Source organism: Actinoplanes missouriensis 431, from assembly GCF_000284295.1.
GTDB classification, from domain to species: Bacteria; Actinomycetota; Actinomycetes; order Mycobacteriales; family Micromonosporaceae; genus Actinoplanes; species Actinoplanes missouriensis.
In genome coordinates, this window is the sequence record NC_017093.1 from 7,577,835 (window position 1) to 7,595,799 (window position 17,965).

A 17,965-nucleotide genomic window follows, 5' to 3' on the forward strand; every position below is an offset into this window, starting at 1 on the left:
AAAAGCGCGCCCAGAGTCTCTGAGCGCGCCCGTCCCGGGGTTTTCACTCGCCGTCGGCGAGGATGGCGTACAGCTTGCGTTTGGTCTCGTTGAGCACCTCGAGCGCCTTCTGACGCTGCTCCGGGGTGCCGGAGAAACCGACCTGCTTGAGCGCTCCCATGATGCCGACCGCCGCGTCGCGGAAGTCCTGCACCTGGGACATGGTCTCGGCGCCGAACTGCGACCACGGCGGGTTCTGCGCGGCGGCCTCGGCCTCGGGGCGGCCGTCGGAGGTGAGCTGGTAGCTCTTGCGGCCGCCGTCGGCCGTCGCCTCGATCAGGCCCTCGTCCTCCAGCAGCTGGAGGGTCGGGTAGACCGAGCCGGGGCTGGGACGCCAGATGCCGTTGGTGCGGGCGTCCAGCTCCTGGATCATCTCGTAGCCGTGCATCGGCCGCTCCAGCAGGAGCGCCAGGATCGCGGGCCGCACGTTCTGCCGGCTGCCGCGTCCGCCGCGCCGGGGCCGGGGACCGCCGCCGAAATCGTGCGGCGGGAAGCCGGGACCACCCGGGCCCCCGCCGAACGGGAATCCGGGCGGGAAGCCGAAGCCGCGCCTGCGGCCCTCGGAGGCCCAGCCGCCGCGGCCGTGACCGCGACCGAATCCCATGCCGTGCCCGCGCTCACCCTCGTTGTCGTACCTCATGATCTTCTCCGTTCAGTCGGCGATAGCCTTTCGATATTTTGACGATATATCGCCGAAAGATCGGCTGCAAGCCTCGGCTCTTTTTCGGATCAGGGGGTTGCGGTAGGTGTCGGCCCCCGGGGATCTGGCAATGTGGTACCTGTGTTGACGGTGCCCATTCGGCAGCTCGGTGAGCCCGAGCGCGCGGCGGTCCAGCGGATCCTGGACGCCGATCCCTACGCGGGCGCCCAGATCGCCGAGCGCGTGGCCTCGCACGGGCTCAACTGGTGGCGTTCCGACGGGCGCATCTACGGGTACGAACCCGCCCGCCGCATCGAGTCCCTGATCTGGTCCGGCGCGCATCTGGTGCCGGTCGGCGCGACCCCGCCGGCGGTCGCCGCGTTCGCCGATCTGCTCGGCGGCGAGCCCCGGATCTGCTCGTCGATCATCGGTCGCTCGGAGGCCGTGCTGGACCTCTGGGACCGGCTCAGCGGCCACTGGGGGCCGGCCCGGGACGTGCGGCCCAACCAGCCGCTGCTGGTCACCGACCGGGACCCGGAGGTGCGTCCCGACCCGGCCGTGCGCCTGGTCCGGCCGAACGAGGTGGATCAGCTCTTCCCGGCCGCGGTCGCGATGTACACCGAGGAGGTCGGCGTCTCGCCGTTGCAGGACGACGGCGGGCGCGGGTACCGGCGGCGGATCGCCGAACTGGTGAAGGGGAAGCGGGCGTACGCACGGTTCGACGGCGATCAAGTGATCTTCAAGGCCGAACTGGCGATCATCACCCGGCGGACCGCGCAGGTGCAGGGCGTCTGGGTGCACCCGGACCATCGGGGGCGCGGGCTCGCGACCGCCGCGATGGCCGCCGTGGTGGCGGACTCGCTGCGGCGGGTGGCGCCGACCGTCAGCCTCTACGTCAACGACTACAACGTGGCAGCGCGGCAGGTCTACGCGCGCTGCGGGTTCGTGTCGGCGGGATCGTTCGCGACGGTGTTGTTCTGACGCCGGTGGGCTCTCAGCGAGCCCACCGACGCCCGCGGATTCCGTGATCGATTGTTAGTGCACCGTCACTGTCGGGCCGGGGAGCAGGTCGCGCAGCTCGTCGGGGAGCTCGGCGCCCATCTCGTCGGCGAGCCGCAGAGCCTCCTCGACCAGGGTCTCCACGATGATCGACTCCGGCACGGTCTTGATGACCTTGCCCTTTACGAAGATCTGGCCCTTGCCGTTGCCGGAGGCCACCCCGAGGTCGGCCTCGCGGGCCTCGCCCGGACCGTTCACCACGCAGCCCATCACGGCGACCCGCAGCGGGACCGGGAAGCCCTCCAGCGCGGCTGTGACCTGCTCGGCCAGGGTGTAGACGTCGACCTGGGCCCGGCCGCAGGACGGGCAGGAGACGATCTCGAGGCCGCGCTCGCGGAGACCGAGCGACTCCAGGATCTGCTGACCGACCTTGATCTCCTCGACCGGCGGGGCGGAGAGCGAGACCCGGATGGTGTCACCGATGCCCTCGGCGAGCAGCGCGCCGAACGCCACAGCGCTCTTGATCGTGCCCTGGAACGCCGGCCCGGCCTCGGTGACGCCGAGGTGCAGCGGGTAGTCGCACTGCTCGGCGAGCTGCCGGTACGCCCGGATCATGACGACCGGGTCGTTGTGCTTCACCGAGATCTTGATGTCCCGGAAGCCGTGCTCCTCGAAGAGCGAGCACTCCCAGAGCGCCGACTCGACAAGCGCCTCGGCGGTGGCCTTGCCGTATTTCTCCAGCAGGCGCTTGTCGAGCGAGCCCGCGTTCACCCCGATCCGGATCGGCACGCCGGCGCCGGAGGCCGCCTTCGCGATCTCCTTGACCTTGTCGTCGAACTGCCGGATGTTGCCCGGGTTGACCCGGACCGCGGCACAGCCGGCGTCGATCGCGGCGAACACGTACTTCGGCTGGAAGTGGATGTCGGCGATCACCGGGATCTGCGATTTCTTGGCGATCGCGGGCAGCGCCTCGACGTCGTCCTGCGAGGGGACGGCGACCCGGACGATCTGGCAGCCGGACGCGGTGAGCTCAGCGATCTGCTGCAGCGTGGCGTTGACGTCGGAGGTGAGCGTGGTCGTCATCGACTGGACGCTGACCGGGGCGCCGCCGCCGACCAGGACACCGCCGACGTTGATCTGGCGGCTGTGGCGGCGCGGAGCCAGCGGCGGAGGGGGTACGGCCGGCATTCCCAGACTGATAGCAGTCACGTCTCAACTCACTTGAAGATGGTGATCGGGTTGATGATGTCAGCGGTCGCGGTCAGCAGGGTGAACGCGCCACCAATCAGAATGACCGCGTAGGTGAGCGGCATGAGCTTGTAGTAGTCGACACGCCCCGGATCGGGTCGCCGCAGCCGCTGGTAGAGCCAGGACCGGGCTCTCTCGAACCAGGCGATCGCGATGTGCCCGCCGTCCAGTGGCAGCAGCGGCAGCAGGTTGAAGAGGCCGATGAAGATGTTCAGCGAGATGAAGACCTGCCAGAAGACCTCCGGTACGCCCTTCTCGATCGCCTCGCCGCCGATCCGGCTCGCGCCGATGACGCTGATCGGGGTGTCCGGGTCACGCTCGTCGCCGGTGATCGAGTTCCACAGGGCGGGGATCTTCTCCGGGATCCGCGCCATCGCCCGGAACGAGTTCTCCACCAGGTACCAGTTGAAGTCACCGGCGGCGGGGATCGCCCCGATCGCACTGTAGGTGAGAACGGCCGGCTGGTCCGTGGTCCAGCTCACGCCGGCCACCGCGACCTGGGTGACCGGGCCGTCGTCCTCACCGATCGGGGTCCGCTCGGCGGTGACCAGATCGACCGTCGCGGTGGCGGTCCGCCCGTCGCGCACATAGGTGAACACGGTCGGTCCGGCGGTCTGCGCGCGGATCGCGTTGGTCAGATCGCCGTAGGTGCTGACCGTCGTGTCACCGACCTTGGTGATCAGGTCGCCGGTCTGCAGCCCGGCCGCCTTGGCCGGGGCTGCCACCGCGCCGTTCTGGCCGGGCACGCACTCGGCGCTGGTGTCGGTGACCGAGGTGCGGATGCAGTCGCCCACGTAGATCATCGCGGGCGCCTTGGCCTGTGCCTCGGCGGTCTGCGCGATGCCCACGTTGGGCAGGCCGACGGAGATCGCCATGAAGTACGCCCCGACGAGCGCCAGCATGAAGTGGGTGATCGAGCCGGCCGACATCACGATGGTCCGTTTCCAGACCGGGAACCGCCACATGGCGCGCGGCTGGTCCTCCGGCAGGACGTCCTCGTCCTGCGGGGTCATGCCGACGATCTTGCAGAAGCCGCCGAGCGGGATGGCTTTCAGGCCGTACTCCGTCTCGCCGCGCTTGAACGAGAAGATCGTCGGGCCGAAGCCCACGAAGTACTGCGTCACCTTCATGCCGAAGCGCTTGCCGGTGATCATGTGACCCAGCTCGTGCAGGCTCACCGAAATGAGGATGGTCAGCGCGAACGCCGCCGCACCCAGCCAGAAAAGCATCAGGCTCCTTCAGCCACAGTCGCGATCGTCCGCTGTGCCTGGGCGCGCGCCCATGCCTCCGCGGCAAGCACGTCATCGACGGTACCCGGTTCAGCGAAATCCGGGGCCTCCGCGAGCACCCGTTCCAGGGTGTCGACGATGCCCAGAAAAGGTAGCCGACCGGAGACGAAGGCGGCCACACACTCCTCGTTCGCGGCGTTGTAGACGGCCGGCAGGCACCGCCCGGCCCGGCCCGCCTCCTTGGCCAGGCGGACCGCCGGGAAGGCCTCGTCGTCGAGCGGCCGCAGCTCCCAGTTGTGCGCCTGCGTCCAGTCCACCGCCGCGGCCGCCTCGGGCACCCGGTCCGGCCAGGCCAGCGCCAGCGCGATCGGCAGCCGCATGTCCGGCGGGCTGGCCTGCGCCAGGGTGGAGCCGTCGGCGAACTCGACCAGGGAGTGCAGCACGGACTGCGGGTGGACCATCACCTCGATGTCGTCGTAGGGCACCCCGAACAGCTCGTGCGCCTCGATCACCTCCAGGGCCTTGTTCACCATGGTGGCCGAGTTGATCGTGACGACCGGGCCCATGTCCCAGGTCGGGTGCTTGAGCGCCTCCTCGGGAGTGACGCCGGTCAGCTCCTCGCGGCGCCGCCCCCGGAACGCTCCCCCGCTCGCGGTCAGGATCAGCCGCCGCACCTCGGACGCGGCGCCGCCGCGCAGGCACTGGGCGAGCGCCGAGTGCTCGGAGTCGACCGGGACGATCTGCCCCGGCTTGGCGATCCGGCGCACCAGCGGCCCACCGGCGACCAGCGACTCCTTGTTCGCGAGGGCGAGGATCCGGCCGGACTCCAGCGCGGCCAGCGTGGGCGCGAGACCGAGGCTGCCGACGACGCCGTTCAGCACGACGTCGCAGCCGACCCGCGCGAGCTCGGTCATCGCGTCCGGTCCCGCGACGATCCGCGGGAGTTTGAAGTCACCGGAGGACCAGCCGCGCTTCTGCGCCTCGGCGTAGAAGGCCAGCTGCAGATCCTGTACGGCCGACGAACGCGCCACGCCCACCACCTCGACGCCCAGCTCCAGGGCCTGAGCGGCGAGCAGTTCGACGTTGCCACCGCCCGCGCCGAGGGCCACCACGCGGAACCTCTCCGGGTTGCGGCGGACGATGTCGATGGCCTGGGTGCCGATGGATCCCGTGGACCCGAGCAGAACGAGGTCGCGCATGGCGTCCATCTTCCCGGACGCCCGCACCCGTCGCGGCGCTGGGCCGCGTGATCCGATGGCCCCGGCGGGGTACCGGAGGGATTGTGCGAAAACTGTTCGCTCCACTGCGGGGCCGGGACGTGTCGCTGCATGCGGCCGCCATCACGTTCTACGCCGGGATCGCGGTGGTGCCGATCGCGCTGCTCGCGGTCTGGCTCACCAGTCTGGTCGTAGGCGCTCAGCGCGTACGGGATCTGACCGGCCGGACCATAGCCGCCCTGCCCGACGAGATCGGAGCGCCGCAGGCGCTCGCGTCCCTGATCGACGCCGGGCTGAACCTGACGCCGATGCTCGCGCTCGCCAGCCTGCTGCCGGCCACCCTCTACGGCGAAGGGCTGCGCCGGGCCTTCGTCTCGCTGCGCCGCCCCGGCGAGTCCCTGGTCGGCTGGCGCGGCCGGCTGCTCTGGCTGCCGCTGCTGGCCGCCGCGCCCGCGCTGCTGCTCGCGCTCTTCCTGGCGCTGCCGACGACGAGCGGCCTGTGGCTGCGCGGCGGCTGGTGGTCGGTGCTCGGCGTGGTGCTCTCGTTCCTCGCCACCTGGATCGTGCTCACCCCTGTGGTGATCTGGGTGTTCCGCTACGTGGCGCCGGGCCGGCCGCCGTGGCTCGCCACGATCCTGATCGGCTCGTTCACCGCGGCGAACCTCTCCGGGTTCCTGCACGGCGCCGTGCTGTTCTGCTCGCTGCCGCTGGATCTCGGCGTCCCGTTCGGCGGTTTCACCGAGATCGGCGCGATGGTCGCGGCCGGACTCTGGCTCTACCTCTTCCATGTCGTGTTACTGACCGGGTTCACGGTGACACACACTGTCAAGACGTATTTAACGGACGAATCGCCGAGGGTGCCCGGGCTGTTCGCGCGGTAGTGTCGCTCGCCATGACCCCCATTCCCGACCGCGCCGATGTGGTGATCATCGGCTCCGGGCACAACGGCCTGGTCTCGGCGATCCTGCTGGCCCGCGCCGGGCTCGACGTCATCGTGCTCGAGGCCGCGAGCGTCCTCGGCGGCGCCACCCGCACCGAGCACCCCTTCGCCAAGGTCCCCGGCCTCGGCCAGTCCACCGGGTCCTACCTGCTCGGCCTGATGCCGCCGGAGCTGCTGCGCACCCTCGACCTGACGATCCCGGTGCTCCGCCGCGACCCGCACTACTTCCTGCCGACGCCCGGGCCGGCCGGCTCGCCCTACCTGCTGTTCGGCCGCGACCCGGCCGACACCCGGGCCCAGCTGGAGAAATTCTTCTCGGCCCGGGACGCCGCGGCCGACGAGGCCCTCGCCGTCGAGATCGGCGCGCTGCGCGCCGATCTCGCGCCGGCCTGGCTGGAGGAGCCGGCGTCCGTCGAGGAGATCGCCGACCGCCACATCCGGCCGCAGCTCCAGAGCACCTTCCTCGATCTGGTACGGGGATCGGTCGCCTCCTACCTCGGCCGGTTCGGGTTCTCCAGTGAGCTGCTGGTCAGCATGTACGCGGTCACCGACGGGCTCTCCGGGCTCAACGCCGGCCCGGACGACCCCGGCACCGGGCACAACTTCCTGGTGCACAACATGTGCCGGCTGCCCGGGGCGGACGGCACCTGGATGATCGCGCAGGGCGGGATGGGAACCGTCTCACGGACCTTCGCGGACGCGGCGCGGGCCGCCGGGGCCCGTCTCTTCACGGACGCCCGGGTCAGCGCGGTGACCGTCGACGGCGGGGCCGCCAGTGGCGTGGTGCTCGCCGACGGGCGTCAGATCGCCGCCCGTGTCGTGGTGGGGAGCTGTGACCCGTACCAATTGATGGGTCTTGTCCCCGACGGGGCTCTGCCCCCGGCGCTGACCGAGCGGATGACCGCGGTGCGGCGGACCGGCACGACACTCAAGGTCAATCTGGCGCTGCGGGACCTGCCGGACTTCTCCTGCCTGCCGGCGGGCAGCCCGTCGCCGTTCGGGGCGACCATCCACCTGCTGCCGCACTCCGGCTCGCCGATGGCGTCGCTGCGCGAGATGTGGGCGGACGTGCAGGCCGGGCGGCTGCCGTCCGAGCCGACCATCGAGTGGTACGTGCACACCACCGTCGACCCGTCGCTGCAGGACCCGGAGGGGCATCACTCGTCGGCGCTGTTCGTGCAGTCGGTGCCGTTCCAGCCGGCCGGGTCGTCCTGGGACGCCGAGATCGACGGTTATGTTCGGAAATTGCTGGAGATCTGCGACAGGTATGCGCCCGGGACCTCAGACCTGGTGGTGGACGCCATGCCGCTCACCCCGCCGGGGATCGAGGAGCACTTCGGGATCACCGGAGGGCACATCCACCACGTCGACAACACCGTGGCGTTCGACAAGCGGATGCCGTATTCCACCGGGCTCGACGGGCTGTACGCGGGATCGGCGGGGGCACACCCGGCCGGCAGCGTGATCGGCGCGGCGGGCCACAACGTGGCCCGCCGCATCCTGAAGGACCTCGCGGTCTAGCTGTTCTTCGACGCCCGGATCTTGTGGCCGACGCCGGTGAGGCAGCGGCCACTGGGCAGGTCGAACTTCCAGCCGTGCAGCTGGCAGGTCAGCACGTTGCCCTCGACGATGCCGAACCGGGACAGGTCGGCCTTCAGGTGGGGGCAGCGGCGCTGCACGGTCCAGTCGCCGAACTGGATGTCCTCGGCGTCGACCGCCTTCTCGTGCTCGTCGTACCAGCCCTCGGCGTACTGCAGGCGCTCCTCGGAGAGGCACTTGAAGAACGCGTAGACGAACTCGTTGTACTGCCCGATCCGGGCGGCCGAGAAGCGGCAGGAGAGGAAGAGCGAGTTCACCCAGTCGCCCTCGTCGATGAAGATGAGGTGCTCGATCAGCTCGCGCTGGGTGCGGAAGCGGTAGCGCACCTTCTCGTCCGCGTACGGCCGGACCTGCTTGCCCGGGAAGTCCACCACGATCGACTCGACCTCGTCGCCGTCGTAGGAGACCAGGTCGAACCGGACCGGGCCGCCGACGCCCTTGGCCAGGTAGATCGACTCCTCGAGCAGCGGCTCGATCCGCTTCTTGAGCTCGCCCAGCACGTCGATCTCCGGGTGCCGCCAGGAGGCCTTCTCCGCCTCGATGATCGGGCGCTTGCGCTCCCGCATCTCCTCGAGGTGCGCCCGCTTGTTGGCGAAGAACTCGTCGACCGGCATCGGGTGCGTCGTCGACTGCTTCGTGCCGCCCTCGGTCAGCTCGGTCACGCTGCCCGGCAGCTGGACGACGGCGTTGGTGCCGCCGACCTTCGCGTACTCGGTCAGGAACACCGACTGGTCCGGGAAGATGTTGCCCTCGTCGCCGTGGATGTCGTTGAACTGCCACAGCTCGTCGTCGAGGAAGCACGGCGGACCGGCGATCGGGAAGACGAAGTCCGCCTTCAGGTCGTCGATGTACCGCCAGGTGCGGTCGAACTGCCGCTCCCGCTTCTGCTTGCCGAACGCGGTCTTCGCGTTCTCCGGCAGCTCGTAGACCATCGGGTACCAGATCGCGCCGGAGAACTGCAGCATGTGCGCGTGCACGTGACCGAGCTCGTTGAAGCGGGACAGGTCGGACGGGCGGGCGTCGTTCTGGTTCAGCACCCGGATCCCGTCGTGCTCCACCCAGAGCGAGGAGTCACCGATCGGGCCGTCGGTCGGGCTGATCAGGGCCTGGATCATGACCTTGAGGCCGCCGTCCAGCTCGTGCACCTCGTCGGACTTCGTCCGCAGGAAGCTGGTGAAACCCAGGTCGCGCAGCTCGTCCTCGAGCTGGCTGGTCGGGTACTCCGGCAGGAGGACCGTGGCCTTCTTGTTGATGAAGCGCTTCAGGTGCTCCGCGTCGAAGTGGTCCCGGTGCAGGTGCGAGACGTACAGGTAGTCGACGTTCCCCAGGGTCTCCCAGTCGAGCAGGGAGTTGTCCGGGAACGGAAACCACGAGGCGAAGTACGCCGGGTTCACCCACGGATCGCACAGAATGCTGCCTGCGGCCGTGTCGATCCGCATGCTCGCGTGTCCGGTGCCGGTGATCCGCACTTGTCGCTCCTTCGCTCGGCGGTGTCGCTCTTTTGCCGCCATCGAAAGTACAGCCGGGTTGCCCGGTCCCGCCCAGCGACCCCGTGACACACTGAGAACGTCTCGACATCGCACGACTTGGAGGAGCCACCGTGGCTGCCGAGGAACACCACGAAGAGGTCTACGCGCCGGACCAGCTCAAGCCGGGCAACCGCAAGCGGGCCACCAAGGGCGCGATCATCTCGGCCGTCGTCCTGCTGATGTTCTTCTGGGGCAACCAGCAGGGCAACACCGAGAAGGTGTGGCTCGTGGTGCTGGCGGTCGGTCTGATCGTCGTCCTCGTCGGCGACGCGGTGCTGCGCAAGATCGGCCTGCGGCCCAACGATCAGTAAGTTCCAGGGCACGAAAAAGAGGGGGCCGGCGGCCCCCTCTTTTGCTGTCCCTCACCGGCGACGCAGCAGGATGTCCTTCACCTCGCGCAGCGCGGCGTCGACCTCGGCCTCGAAGTAACCGTTCGGCACCAGGCCGAACTGCAGCATGTCCAGGTCGTTCTCGTTCACCGGCATCGGGCCGCGGCCGGTCATCGCCTGCAGGATGCCCTCGAACAGCCGGTCCACCTGCATCGGGTCGTAACCGCTGCCGAACCGGCGCGGCTGGAACGTCCGGCGCAGCTGGTCCACCCGGTACAGCTCGCCGCCCGGCTCGCCCACTGGCGGGCCGAACTGCTGCGGGGGCGGGCCGAACTGCTGCTGCGGCGGGCCGCTCATCGGCGCGCCCGCGGGCATCGGGGAGCCCGGCATCGCGTTCGGCATCTGCGGCGCTCCGTAACCGCCGCGCGGGTCGCGCTCGGGCATCCGGATCTCGGCCGTCATGTCGGTCTTGCCGTGCCGGCCCGGCTCGAAGCCGTCGTAGCCGCCCTGGTCGAACCCACCCTGATCGAACCCACCCTGGTCGAACCCGCCCTGGTCGTACCGGGACGGCTGCTCGTAACCGCCCTGGTCGTAGCCACCCTGGTCGTAACCGGGCGGCGGGCCCTGGCGCTGCGGAGGCTGCTGGCCGTAACCGGTGGGCTCGTCGTAGCGCCCGTACGGGTCGGGCTGGGGCATCTGCTGCTGGCGCTGCGGCATCTGCGGGGGCATCTGCGGCGGCATCATGCGGTCGTCACGCACCGGAGCGGGCAGGCGCTCGGTGGGCGGAGCCATCCGGGCCGCGGCCGGGTTCATCGCCGGGTTGCCGCCGGGCATCCCCGGACCCTGCGGACCACCGGGCGGCAGCTGACCCATCCCGCCCGGGCCGGGGCCGAACTGGCCCGGGCCGCCCATGCCCTGCCCTGCCATGCTCTGGCCGCCCATGCCCGGACCGCCGCCCATGCCGGGGGGGCCACCGGCACCCATCATGCCCGGCGGAGGGCCCTGCGGCGGCGCCTGCGGGACGGCGGAGAGGCCACCGCGCATCGAGTCACGCAACGGGTCGGGAGCGGGACGGCCGCCGCGCTCCTCGAACTCGGCGAGCTGGCGCTCCACCCGGTCGAGGTGCAGGTCGACCTGCCACTCGTCGTAGCCGCCGAAGCGCACCCGGAAGACGACGTCGTGCACCTCTTGCGCACCGACCGGCGGGCCCACCTGCTCGCCCGCCAGGGTCGCCTCGACCCGGTCCAGGAAAGCGTCGACCTCGTCGACCTTGTAACCACGCCGTAGCGCACGCCGCCGGAAACGCTGCCCCTGACTCGTCACAACGTCTCCCACTCCGTTTGCTGGGACCTGCGCCCAGTCACTGTGCCACCTCCGCGTCGGCTGCGGCGCCCCCTGCGCTCGCTTGCGTCAGCTCGCCCGCAGCCAGTTGGCCGCATGCGCCGTCGATCTCCTGGCCCCGGGTGTCGCGCACGGTGGTCGACACACCGGCCTCTCGCAGCCGGCGGACGAACTCACGCTCGACCGGTTTGGGGCTGGCATCCCACTTGCTCCCCGGGGTCGGGTTGAGCGGGATGAGATTCACATGGGCCAGCTTGCCGCTCAGAAGCTTGCCGAGCAGGTCGGCACGCCAGGGCTGATCGTTTACGTCCCTGATCAGGGCGTACTCGATGGACACCCGACGGCCGGTCTGTGCCGCGTAATCAAACGCGGCGTCGAGCACCTCGGCCACCTTCCAACGCTGGTTGACGGGCACAAGCTCATCGCGCAGATCATCATCGGGGGCGTGCAGTGACAACGCAAGAGTCACGGAGAGCTGTTCGGCTATCAACCGGCGCATTGCGGGCACCAAACCCACCGTGGACACCGTGATGTGCCGTTGTGACAGGCCCAGGCCCTCCGGCGCGGGCGAGGTGAGGCGCCGGACCGCCTCGATGACCCGCGGGTAATTGGCCAGCGGCTCGCCCATGCCCATGAAGACGACGCGGGACAACCGCGGCGGGGAACCGGTGACCGCTCCGGACGCCGCGACGCCGGCCAGATAGACCACCTGGTCCACGATCTCGGCGATCGACAGGTTGCGGGTGAGGCCCTGCTGGCCGGTCGCGCAGAACGGGCACGCCATGCCGCAGCCGGCCTGGCTGGAGACACACGCCGTCACCCGGTCGGGGTAACCCATCAGAACGCTCTCCACCAGAGCGCCGTCGTGCAGCCGCCACAGCGTCTTGCGGGTCGCGCCGTCGTCGCAGGCCTGCTCCCGGATCGGGGTGAGCAGCTGCGGGAAGAGCTCGGCGGTGAGCCGCTCGCGGGACGCCGCCGGCAGGTCGGTCATCGCCGCGGAGTCACGCACCAGGCGGCCGAAGTAGTGGGTGGAGAGCTGCTTGGCGCGGAAGGCGGGCTCGCCCAGGCTCGCGACCGCGCTCTTGCGGGCGGCGAGGTCCATGTCGGCGAGGTGCTTCGGCGGCATGGTGGGGCGGCGACGGGTGCTCACCGCGTCGGGCTGGTCTGGGCTGATCGGGATGACCGGAAGAATCGTCATGGCGTATCCAGTCTCCCACGCCCGTCGAATCGGTCCCCCATAGCTGGCTCGGCCTTCACCGGGTCAGCTCGGCAAGATGATCGAAAAGAGGAGGTACGCCGTCGGAACGGCGAACAGGATGGAGTCCAACCGGTCCATCAGTCCGCCGTGCCCGGGAAGCAGGTTGCTCATGTCCTTGATGCCGAGGTCGCGCTTGAGCATCGACTCGGCGAGGTCACCGAGCACGGCCACCACCGAGATCGCCGCGCCGAACAGCAGGCCCCAGTAGACCGGCACGTCCAGCAGGAAGAAGAGCAGGGCGCCGCTGCCGATCGCCGCGGCCGTCAGCGAGCCGGCGAAACCCTCCCAGGACTTCTTCGGGCTGATCTTCGGAGCCATCGGGTGCCGGCCGAGGAAGACGCCGGCCGCATATCCCCCGGTGTCCGAGAGCACGACCGCGACCAGGGTGCAGATCACCCGGAAGGCGCCGTCGTCCGGCTGCACCAGCATCGCCGCGAAACTCAGCAGGAACGGCACGTAGACGGCGGTCAGCACGGTGGCGGTGAAGTCACGCCGGACCGCGGAGACGCCGTCGGCGAGGCTCCACAGCGACGCCGCCCCGATCGTCACGAGCAGGCCGATCAGCAGGGCGTCGGGTCCTTCGTACCAGGCCAGGCCGGTCATCAGCGCGGAACCGGCGACCAGGGGGATCAGCGGAACCTTGGCGCCCGAGCCGGTCAGCGCCTTGGTCATCTCCCAGACGCCGACGCCGGCCGCGGCGACCAGCACGGCGAGCAGGGCCCGCCGCTCGATCAGCAGGGAGGCGAGGACCACCAGGCCGAGGCTGACGCCGACCCCGATGGCCGCCGGCAGGTTGCGGCCGGCGCGGCTCTTGCCGCCTTTCTGTCCCCGGCCCGCGCGGCGGCGCCCCTTGGCGCCCCGCGGCGCGACCGGCTGCTCGGTGATGGGCAACTCCTCGATCGCCGCGTCCGTCTGGGCCTCGGGCAGCTGGGCCTCAGGCCGCTGCGGCTCGGGCCGCTGCTCCGGCTGCCAGCCCTGGCTGGTGGCGGGCGGCCAGGTGGGCGGGGTGTGCTCCTGCGGCGGCCACGGCTGAGGGGTCTGCTGGGGGTGGCGCGAGTACGGCGCCGGCACGTTGGTGTCGTCGCCGGGCGCTCGGCCGGCACGCGGATCGAGGTACGACATCAGTGTTCGAACAGCCCTGTCTTCCGTTGCCTTGTGTTCTCCCCCCGGACAGGAGTCGGACCCGAGCCTACTGCACAGCAAAAGGGTTAACAGTGGGGCCGAGCGGTGGTTTGTTCCGTGCATACGAAAGCCCGGTCTGCGCACAAAGGCACAAGACCGGGCAGACGTACGGGTGGAAGTCAGACCTCGAGGAGCTCGGCTTCCTTGTGCTTGAGCAGTTCGTCGACGACCCCGACGTACTTGTGGGTCAGGTCGTCGAGTTCCTTCTCGGCGCGCCGGCCCTCGTCCTCGCCGGTGTCGCCGTCCTTGACCATCTTGTCCAGCTGGTCCTTGGCCTTGCGCCGGATGTTGCGGATCGCGACCCGGCCGTCCTCGGCCTTGCCCCGCGCCACCTTGATCATCTCGCGGCGCCGCTCCTCCGTCATCTGCGGAAGATGGATGCGCAGCTGAGTGCCCTCGTTGTTGGGGTTGACACCGAGGTCGGAGTCGCGGATGGCCCGCTCGATCGGGCCCAGCTGCGACGCGTCGTACGGCTTGACGATCACCATGCGAGGCTCCGGAACGCCGACCGACGCCATCTGGGTGACCGGCGTGGGAGCGCCGTAGTAGTCCACCAGGATCTTCGAGAACATCGCCGGGGTGGCCCGCCCGGTACGGATGGCGGCGAACTCCTCCTTGGCGTGCTCGACCGCGCTGTCCATCTTCTCCTCGGCCTCGAAGAGGGTTTCCTCGATCACCGGCTCTTCTCGCCTCCTCGCTGTCTTCGGTGGTGCGGGATGTGGGGACGTGGGCGCACGTTCACGCGGTGATGAGAGTGCCGATCCGCTCGCCCGCGCACGCGCGCACGATGGTGTCGTCACCCTCGGCGCCGAAGACCAGCATCGGCAGCTTGTTCTCCTCGCAGAGGCTGAAGGCGGCCTGGTCGGCGACCCTCAGACCACGCTGCAGGAGCTCCTGGAACGTGATGTTCTCCAGCTTCTGAGCGGTCGGGTCGACCCGCGGGTCGGCGGTGTAGACACCGTCGACGCCGTTCTTGCTCATCAGCACCATGTCGGCGTGGATCTCCAGCGCGCGCTGGGCGGTCACCGTGTCGGTGGAGAAGTACGGCATGCCGGCGCCGGCGCCGAAGATCACGACCCGGCCCTTCTCCAGGTGCCGGATCGCGCGGAGCGGGATGTACGGCTCGGCGACCTGGGCCATCGTGATCGCGGTCTGCACCCGCGTCTCGATGCCCTCCTTCTCCAGGAAGTCCTGAAGCGCCAGGCAGTTCATCACCGTGCCCAGCATGCCCATGTAGTCGGCCCGGTTCCGGTCCATGCCGCGCTTCTGCAGCTCGGCGCCGCGGAAGAAGTTGCCGCCGCCGACCACCACGGCCACCTGGATGCCACGCCGGTTCACGGTCGCGATCTGCCGCGCCAGCGCCTGAACGACGTCGGGGTCGACACCGACCGCGCCGCCGCCGAACACCTCGCCGGAGAGCTTGAGGACGACCCGCCGCGGCCGCATGGCCGGCGGGTTCTCGTCGACCGTGGCGGACTGCTCGGTCACCATTGTCATGAGACCCGCCTTCCCTTCAGTTTCTGCAAGAGACCTTATGCGACTGGGAGGCCGGTCGCTGAATCGCGTACCCGACCTCCCGTGTCATTGCTGTGGAGCCTTACTCCTGGCCGACCTCGTACCGGACGAACCGGGTGACCTCGATGCCGACCTCGCTGAGGAGCTGCTTGACGGTCTTCTTGTTGTCGGTGACCGACGCCTGCTCGAGCAGGACGAAGTCCTTGAAGAAGGAGTTCACCCGGCCCTCGATGATCTTCGGCAGGGCCTGCTCCGGCTTGCCCTCCTCGCGAGCGGTCTGCTCGGCGACGCGGCGCTCGGTCTCGACGACCTCGGCCGGCACCTCCTCGCGGGTGAGGTACTTCGGGCGCATCGCGGCGATCTGCATGCCGACGCCGCGGGCGTCCGCGTCAGCGGCCTCGTCCGACTTGCCGGTGTACTCCACCAGGACGCCGACCTGCGGCGGGAGGTCCTGCGCCTTGCGGTGCAGGTAGACCGCGACGGTGCCGTCGACGATCGTGAAGCGGTTGAGGACGATCTTCTCGCCGATCTTGGCGGAGTAGTCCTGGATGGTGTCGGCGACGGTCTTGCCGTCCTCGAGGGTCGCCTCGAGGAGGGCGGCCGCGTCGGCCACCTTGTTGGCCTCGCCGAACTGGACCAGGCGGTCGCCCAGGGCGACGAAGTCCGGGGTCTTGGCGACGAAGTCGGTCTCGCAGTTCAGCTCGAGCAGAGCCTTGCCGGAGTGGGCGACGATGCCGTTGGCGGCGGTGCGGCCGGCGCGCTTGCCGACATCCTTGGCACCCTTGATGCGCAGGAACTCGACGGCCTTGTCGAAGTCGCCGTCCGCCTCGTCGAGCGCCTTCTTGCAGTCCATCATGCCGGCACCGGTGAGGTCGCGGAGCTTCTTGACGTCCGCGGCGGTGAAGTTAGCCATGACTCTTCTCTCGATGTCAGTTCGGAACTCGGCCGCCGCCGCTGCTCTCGCGGCGACGGCGGCCGAAACGCACCTGGGACTGAGCCGAATTACTCGGCGGGAACGGCCGCGACGGGCTCGGCCGGCTTCTCAGCCGCCGGGGTCTCAACCGCCGGGGTCTCAGCGGCCGGGGTCTCCGCGGGAGCGTCCGCAGCCTTCTTCTCAGCGCCCTCGTAGAGGTCACGCTCCCACTCGGGCAGCGGCTCGCCGGCGGCGACGGCGCCCGCCTCGGGCTTCTCGTCGGCGTTGTTGTTGCGGCCCCGGCCGGAGCGGGCGATCAGACCGTCGGCAACCGCGGCGGCGATGACCTTGGTCAGCAGCTCGGCGGAGCGGATGGCGTCGTCGTTGCCCGGGATCGGGAAGTCGACCTCGTCCGGGTCGCAGTTGGTGTCCAGCACCGCGATGACCGGGATGCCCAGCTTGCGGGCCTCGTCGACCGCGATGTGCTCCTTCTTGGTGTCCACGACCCAGATCGCCGACGGCGTCTTGGTCATGTCACGCAGACCACCGAGGGTCTTGGTGAGCTTGGTCTTCTCGCGGAAGAGCTGGAGGGTCTCCTTCTTGGTGTAACCGGCGGCCGTGCCGGTCAGGTCACCGAGAGCCTCGAGCTCCTTCATGCGCTGCAGGCGCTTGTACACCGTCTGGAAGTTGGTCAGCATGCCGCCGAGCCAGCGGTGGTTCACGTACGGCTGGCCGACGCGGGTCGCCTGCTCGGCGATGGCCTCCTGCGCCTGCTTCTTGGTGCCGACGAAGAGGATGTGGCCACCCTCGGCGACGGTGTCCCGAACGTACGCGTAGGCCTTCTCGATGTAGTCGAGGGTCTGGCGCAGGTCGATGATGTAGATACCGTTGCGCTCGGTGAAGATGAAGCGCTTCATCTTCGGGTTCCAGCGCCGGGTCTGGTGCCCGAAGTGGACACCGCTCTCCAGCAGCTGGCGCATGGTCACGACGGCCATGGTGTTACTCCCTGGTCTCCCTGGTTGTCACGCTCGCCGGCGGCAAGCGTCCTGGCGCCCGGTCGGCGGCCACAGTCGGACCCGGGATGATCGGGACCAGGGAGGGCCGTCGCCGGCGGCCGTCATCACCGGGAACCAGATCACTGGGAACAGCTCACTGGAAACCAGGCGAACGACACGGCCGGAGGGCGCGCGAGGTCGACCGCACGAGGCGGTCGCCGTCGACAAGCATACGCCAACCCGTGGGACGACCTGGGCCACCCTCGATCAGGGGATCGCGCGGGCCCCGATCGGGCCGGCCGGCCCTCACGCCACCGCCAGACCGGCCGCCAGAAGCAGGATCAAACCCGCCGGGAGGTACGCCAGCGGGGCGCGCAACCAGGCGTCCCGGCTCGGCGCGCCGCCGCCCGCGGCGAACAGTCCGACCGCGCTGAGCGCCAGTCCCAGCGTGAGCAGCGCCGCCGGCACGATCCCGCGGGCGTCCGGGTCCGAGGCGAAGGTCACGCTCAGTAGTAGCCGCAGGGCCGGCAGGAGCAGCACGACGGCCACCGCGGTCAGCACGACCGACGAGATCGGGCGGCGGGTGCGATAGACCCCGTCGGCCGGTCGGGCCGCCACCGGCGGGACCAGGGCGGTCGGCTCGGCGATCGGCGGGGGCGGTGCGGCCGGCGCCGAAGCGGGAGCCGCGGCCGGAGCCGGGCTCGGCGTCGGGGCCGGAGCCGGCACCGGGACCTGCAGCGACGGCGACGCCGGGGCGGCGGGCGTCGCCGAGGCCGGCCGCACCGGCGGGTACTCCGGGCCGCGGATCGGGATGCTCGGCGCCTCCCGGTCCCGCTGCTCGGGCACGGCCCGGTTGCGTACCCCGGTGTCGTAGGGGTTGTCAGCGAGCGAATGCGAGCCGGACGTCTCCGGATCGGCGGCGTACCGGCGCCCGCTGTACCAGCCGGGCTCGGATTCGTCGGCGTAACGATGTTCCACGTCATCGCACGGTA

The 17,965-nt window shown here is 70.0% G+C and carries 17 protein-coding genes; 4 read left to right on the top strand and 13 right to left on the bottom strand.

All coding sequences use genetic code 11. The features are described 5' to 3' along the window. Positions 1 to 43: 43 nt before the first annotated feature. Positions 44 to 679 (bottom strand): PadR family transcriptional regulator, encoded by a 636-nt coding sequence (locus AMIS_RS34480; protein ID WP_014447098.1) that lies wholly within the window; start codon positions 677 to 679, stop codon positions 44 to 46. A 141-nt stretch (positions 680 to 820) separates the two neighbouring features. Between AMIS_RS34480 and AMIS_RS34485 the strand changes: the two genes are divergently transcribed. Then, complete coding sequence (locus tag AMIS_RS34485) at positions 821 to 1,660, top strand: GNAT family N-acetyltransferase (RefSeq protein WP_014447099.1); 840 nt, start codon at positions 821 to 823, stop codon at positions 1,658 to 1,660. 54 nt (positions 1,661 to 1,714) lie between these two features. Here AMIS_RS34485 and ispG read toward each other — a convergent pair whose 3' ends face one another. From ispG to dxr, 3 genes are read right to left on the bottom strand one after another with little or no spacing between them, the layout of a single operon-like run. Then, positions 1,715 to 2,887: a flavodoxin-dependent (E)-4-hydroxy-3-methylbut-2-enyl-diphosphate synthase gene (gene ispG, locus AMIS_RS34490; RefSeq protein ID WP_014447100.1), complete on the bottom strand. Its 1,173-nt coding sequence runs from the start codon at positions 2,885 to 2,887 to the stop codon at positions 1,715 to 1,717. 8 nt (positions 2,888 to 2,895) lie between these two features. Beyond that, a complete protein-coding gene (locus AMIS_RS34495) occupies positions 2,896 to 4,155 on the bottom strand; it encodes a M50 family metallopeptidase (protein WP_014447101.1) in 1,260 nt (419 codons plus the stop codon). Then, complete coding sequence (dxr, locus tag AMIS_RS34500; RefSeq protein WP_014447102.1) at positions 4,155 to 5,363, bottom strand: 1-deoxy-D-xylulose-5-phosphate reductoisomerase; 1,209 nt, start codon at positions 5,361 to 5,363, stop codon at positions 4,155 to 4,157. The genes AMIS_RS34495 and dxr overlap by 1 nt, the downstream gene beginning before the upstream one ends. Positions 5,364 to 5,437: 74 nt before the next feature. Here dxr and AMIS_RS34505 point away from each other — a divergent pair, with 74 nt between their 5' ends. Together AMIS_RS34505 and AMIS_RS34510 are read left to right on the top strand one after the other, a co-directional pair. Further along, on the top strand, positions 5,438 to 6,253 hold the full coding sequence (locus AMIS_RS34505; protein WP_014447103.1) for a YhjD/YihY/BrkB family envelope integrity protein: 816 nt from the start codon (positions 5,438 to 5,440) through the stop codon (positions 6,251 to 6,253). Between the two features lie 11 nt (positions 6,254 to 6,264). After that, on the top strand, positions 6,265 to 7,833 hold the full coding sequence (locus AMIS_RS34510; RefSeq protein ID WP_041831579.1) for a phytoene desaturase family protein: 1,569 nt from the start codon (positions 6,265 to 6,267) through the stop codon (positions 7,831 to 7,833). Here the strand turns inward: AMIS_RS34510 and AMIS_RS34515 are convergent. Further along, positions 7,830 to 9,380, bottom strand: a complete 1,551-nt coding sequence (locus tag AMIS_RS34515; protein ID WP_014447105.1) for a Rieske 2Fe-2S domain-containing protein — start codon at positions 9,378 to 9,380, stop codon at positions 7,830 to 7,832. The genes AMIS_RS34510 and AMIS_RS34515 overlap by 4 nt on opposite strands. A gap of 131 nt (positions 9,381 to 9,511) precedes the next feature. On the opposite strand from AMIS_RS34515, the gene AMIS_RS34520 reads away from it, so the two are divergent. Continuing rightward, entirely contained in the window at positions 9,512 to 9,751 is a 240-nt protein-coding gene (locus tag AMIS_RS34520) for a DUF2631 domain-containing protein (protein ID WP_014447106.1), read from the top strand. Positions 9,752 to 9,802: 51 nt separating this feature from the next. On the opposite strand, the gene AMIS_RS34525 is transcribed toward AMIS_RS34520, so the two are convergent. The 8 genes from AMIS_RS34525 to AMIS_RS41055 all read right to left on the bottom strand — a co-directional run bounded on the left by AMIS_RS34525 (position 9,803) and on the right by AMIS_RS41055 (position 17,951). Further along, positions 9,803 to 11,092: a DivIVA domain-containing protein gene (locus AMIS_RS34525; protein ID WP_014447107.1), complete on the bottom strand. Its 1,290-nt coding sequence runs from the start codon at positions 11,090 to 11,092 to the stop codon at positions 9,803 to 9,805. Positions 11,093 to 11,129: 37 nt separating this feature from the next. After that, complete coding sequence (gene rlmN, locus AMIS_RS34530) at positions 11,130 to 12,308, bottom strand: 23S rRNA (adenine(2503)-C(2))-methyltransferase RlmN (protein WP_014447108.1); 1,179 nt, start codon at positions 12,306 to 12,308, stop codon at positions 11,130 to 11,132. 63 nt (positions 12,309 to 12,371) lie between these two features. Next, positions 12,372 to 13,490, bottom strand: coding sequence for a phosphatidate cytidylyltransferase (locus AMIS_RS34535; RefSeq protein ID WP_014447109.1), 1,119 nt, complete (start codon positions 13,488 to 13,490; stop codon positions 12,372 to 12,374). Positions 13,491 to 13,669: 179 nt separating this feature from the next. Further along, positions 13,670 to 14,227 (bottom strand): ribosome recycling factor, encoded by a 558-nt coding sequence (frr, locus tag AMIS_RS34540; RefSeq protein WP_014447110.1) that lies wholly within the window; start codon positions 14,225 to 14,227, stop codon positions 13,670 to 13,672. A gap of 61 nt (positions 14,228 to 14,288) precedes the next feature. After that, positions 14,289 to 15,041, bottom strand: a complete 753-nt coding sequence (gene pyrH / locus AMIS_RS34545) for a UMP kinase (protein ID WP_172666708.1) — start codon at positions 15,039 to 15,041, stop codon at positions 14,289 to 14,291. Between the two features lie 106 nt (positions 15,042 to 15,147). Then, complete coding sequence (gene tsf / locus AMIS_RS34550; protein WP_014447112.1) at positions 15,148 to 15,978, bottom strand: translation elongation factor Ts; 831 nt, start codon at positions 15,976 to 15,978, stop codon at positions 15,148 to 15,150. An 89-nt stretch (positions 15,979 to 16,067) separates the two neighbouring features. Continuing rightward, entirely contained in the window at positions 16,068 to 16,973 is a 906-nt protein-coding gene (rpsB, locus tag AMIS_RS34555; RefSeq protein WP_014447113.1) for a 30S ribosomal protein S2, read from the bottom strand. Positions 16,974 to 17,279: 306 nt separating this feature from the next. After that, positions 17,280 to 17,951 (bottom strand): hypothetical protein, encoded by a 672-nt coding sequence (locus tag AMIS_RS41055; RefSeq protein ID WP_157435174.1) that lies wholly within the window; start codon positions 17,949 to 17,951, stop codon positions 17,280 to 17,282. Positions 17,952 to 17,965 lie beyond the last annotated feature (14 nt).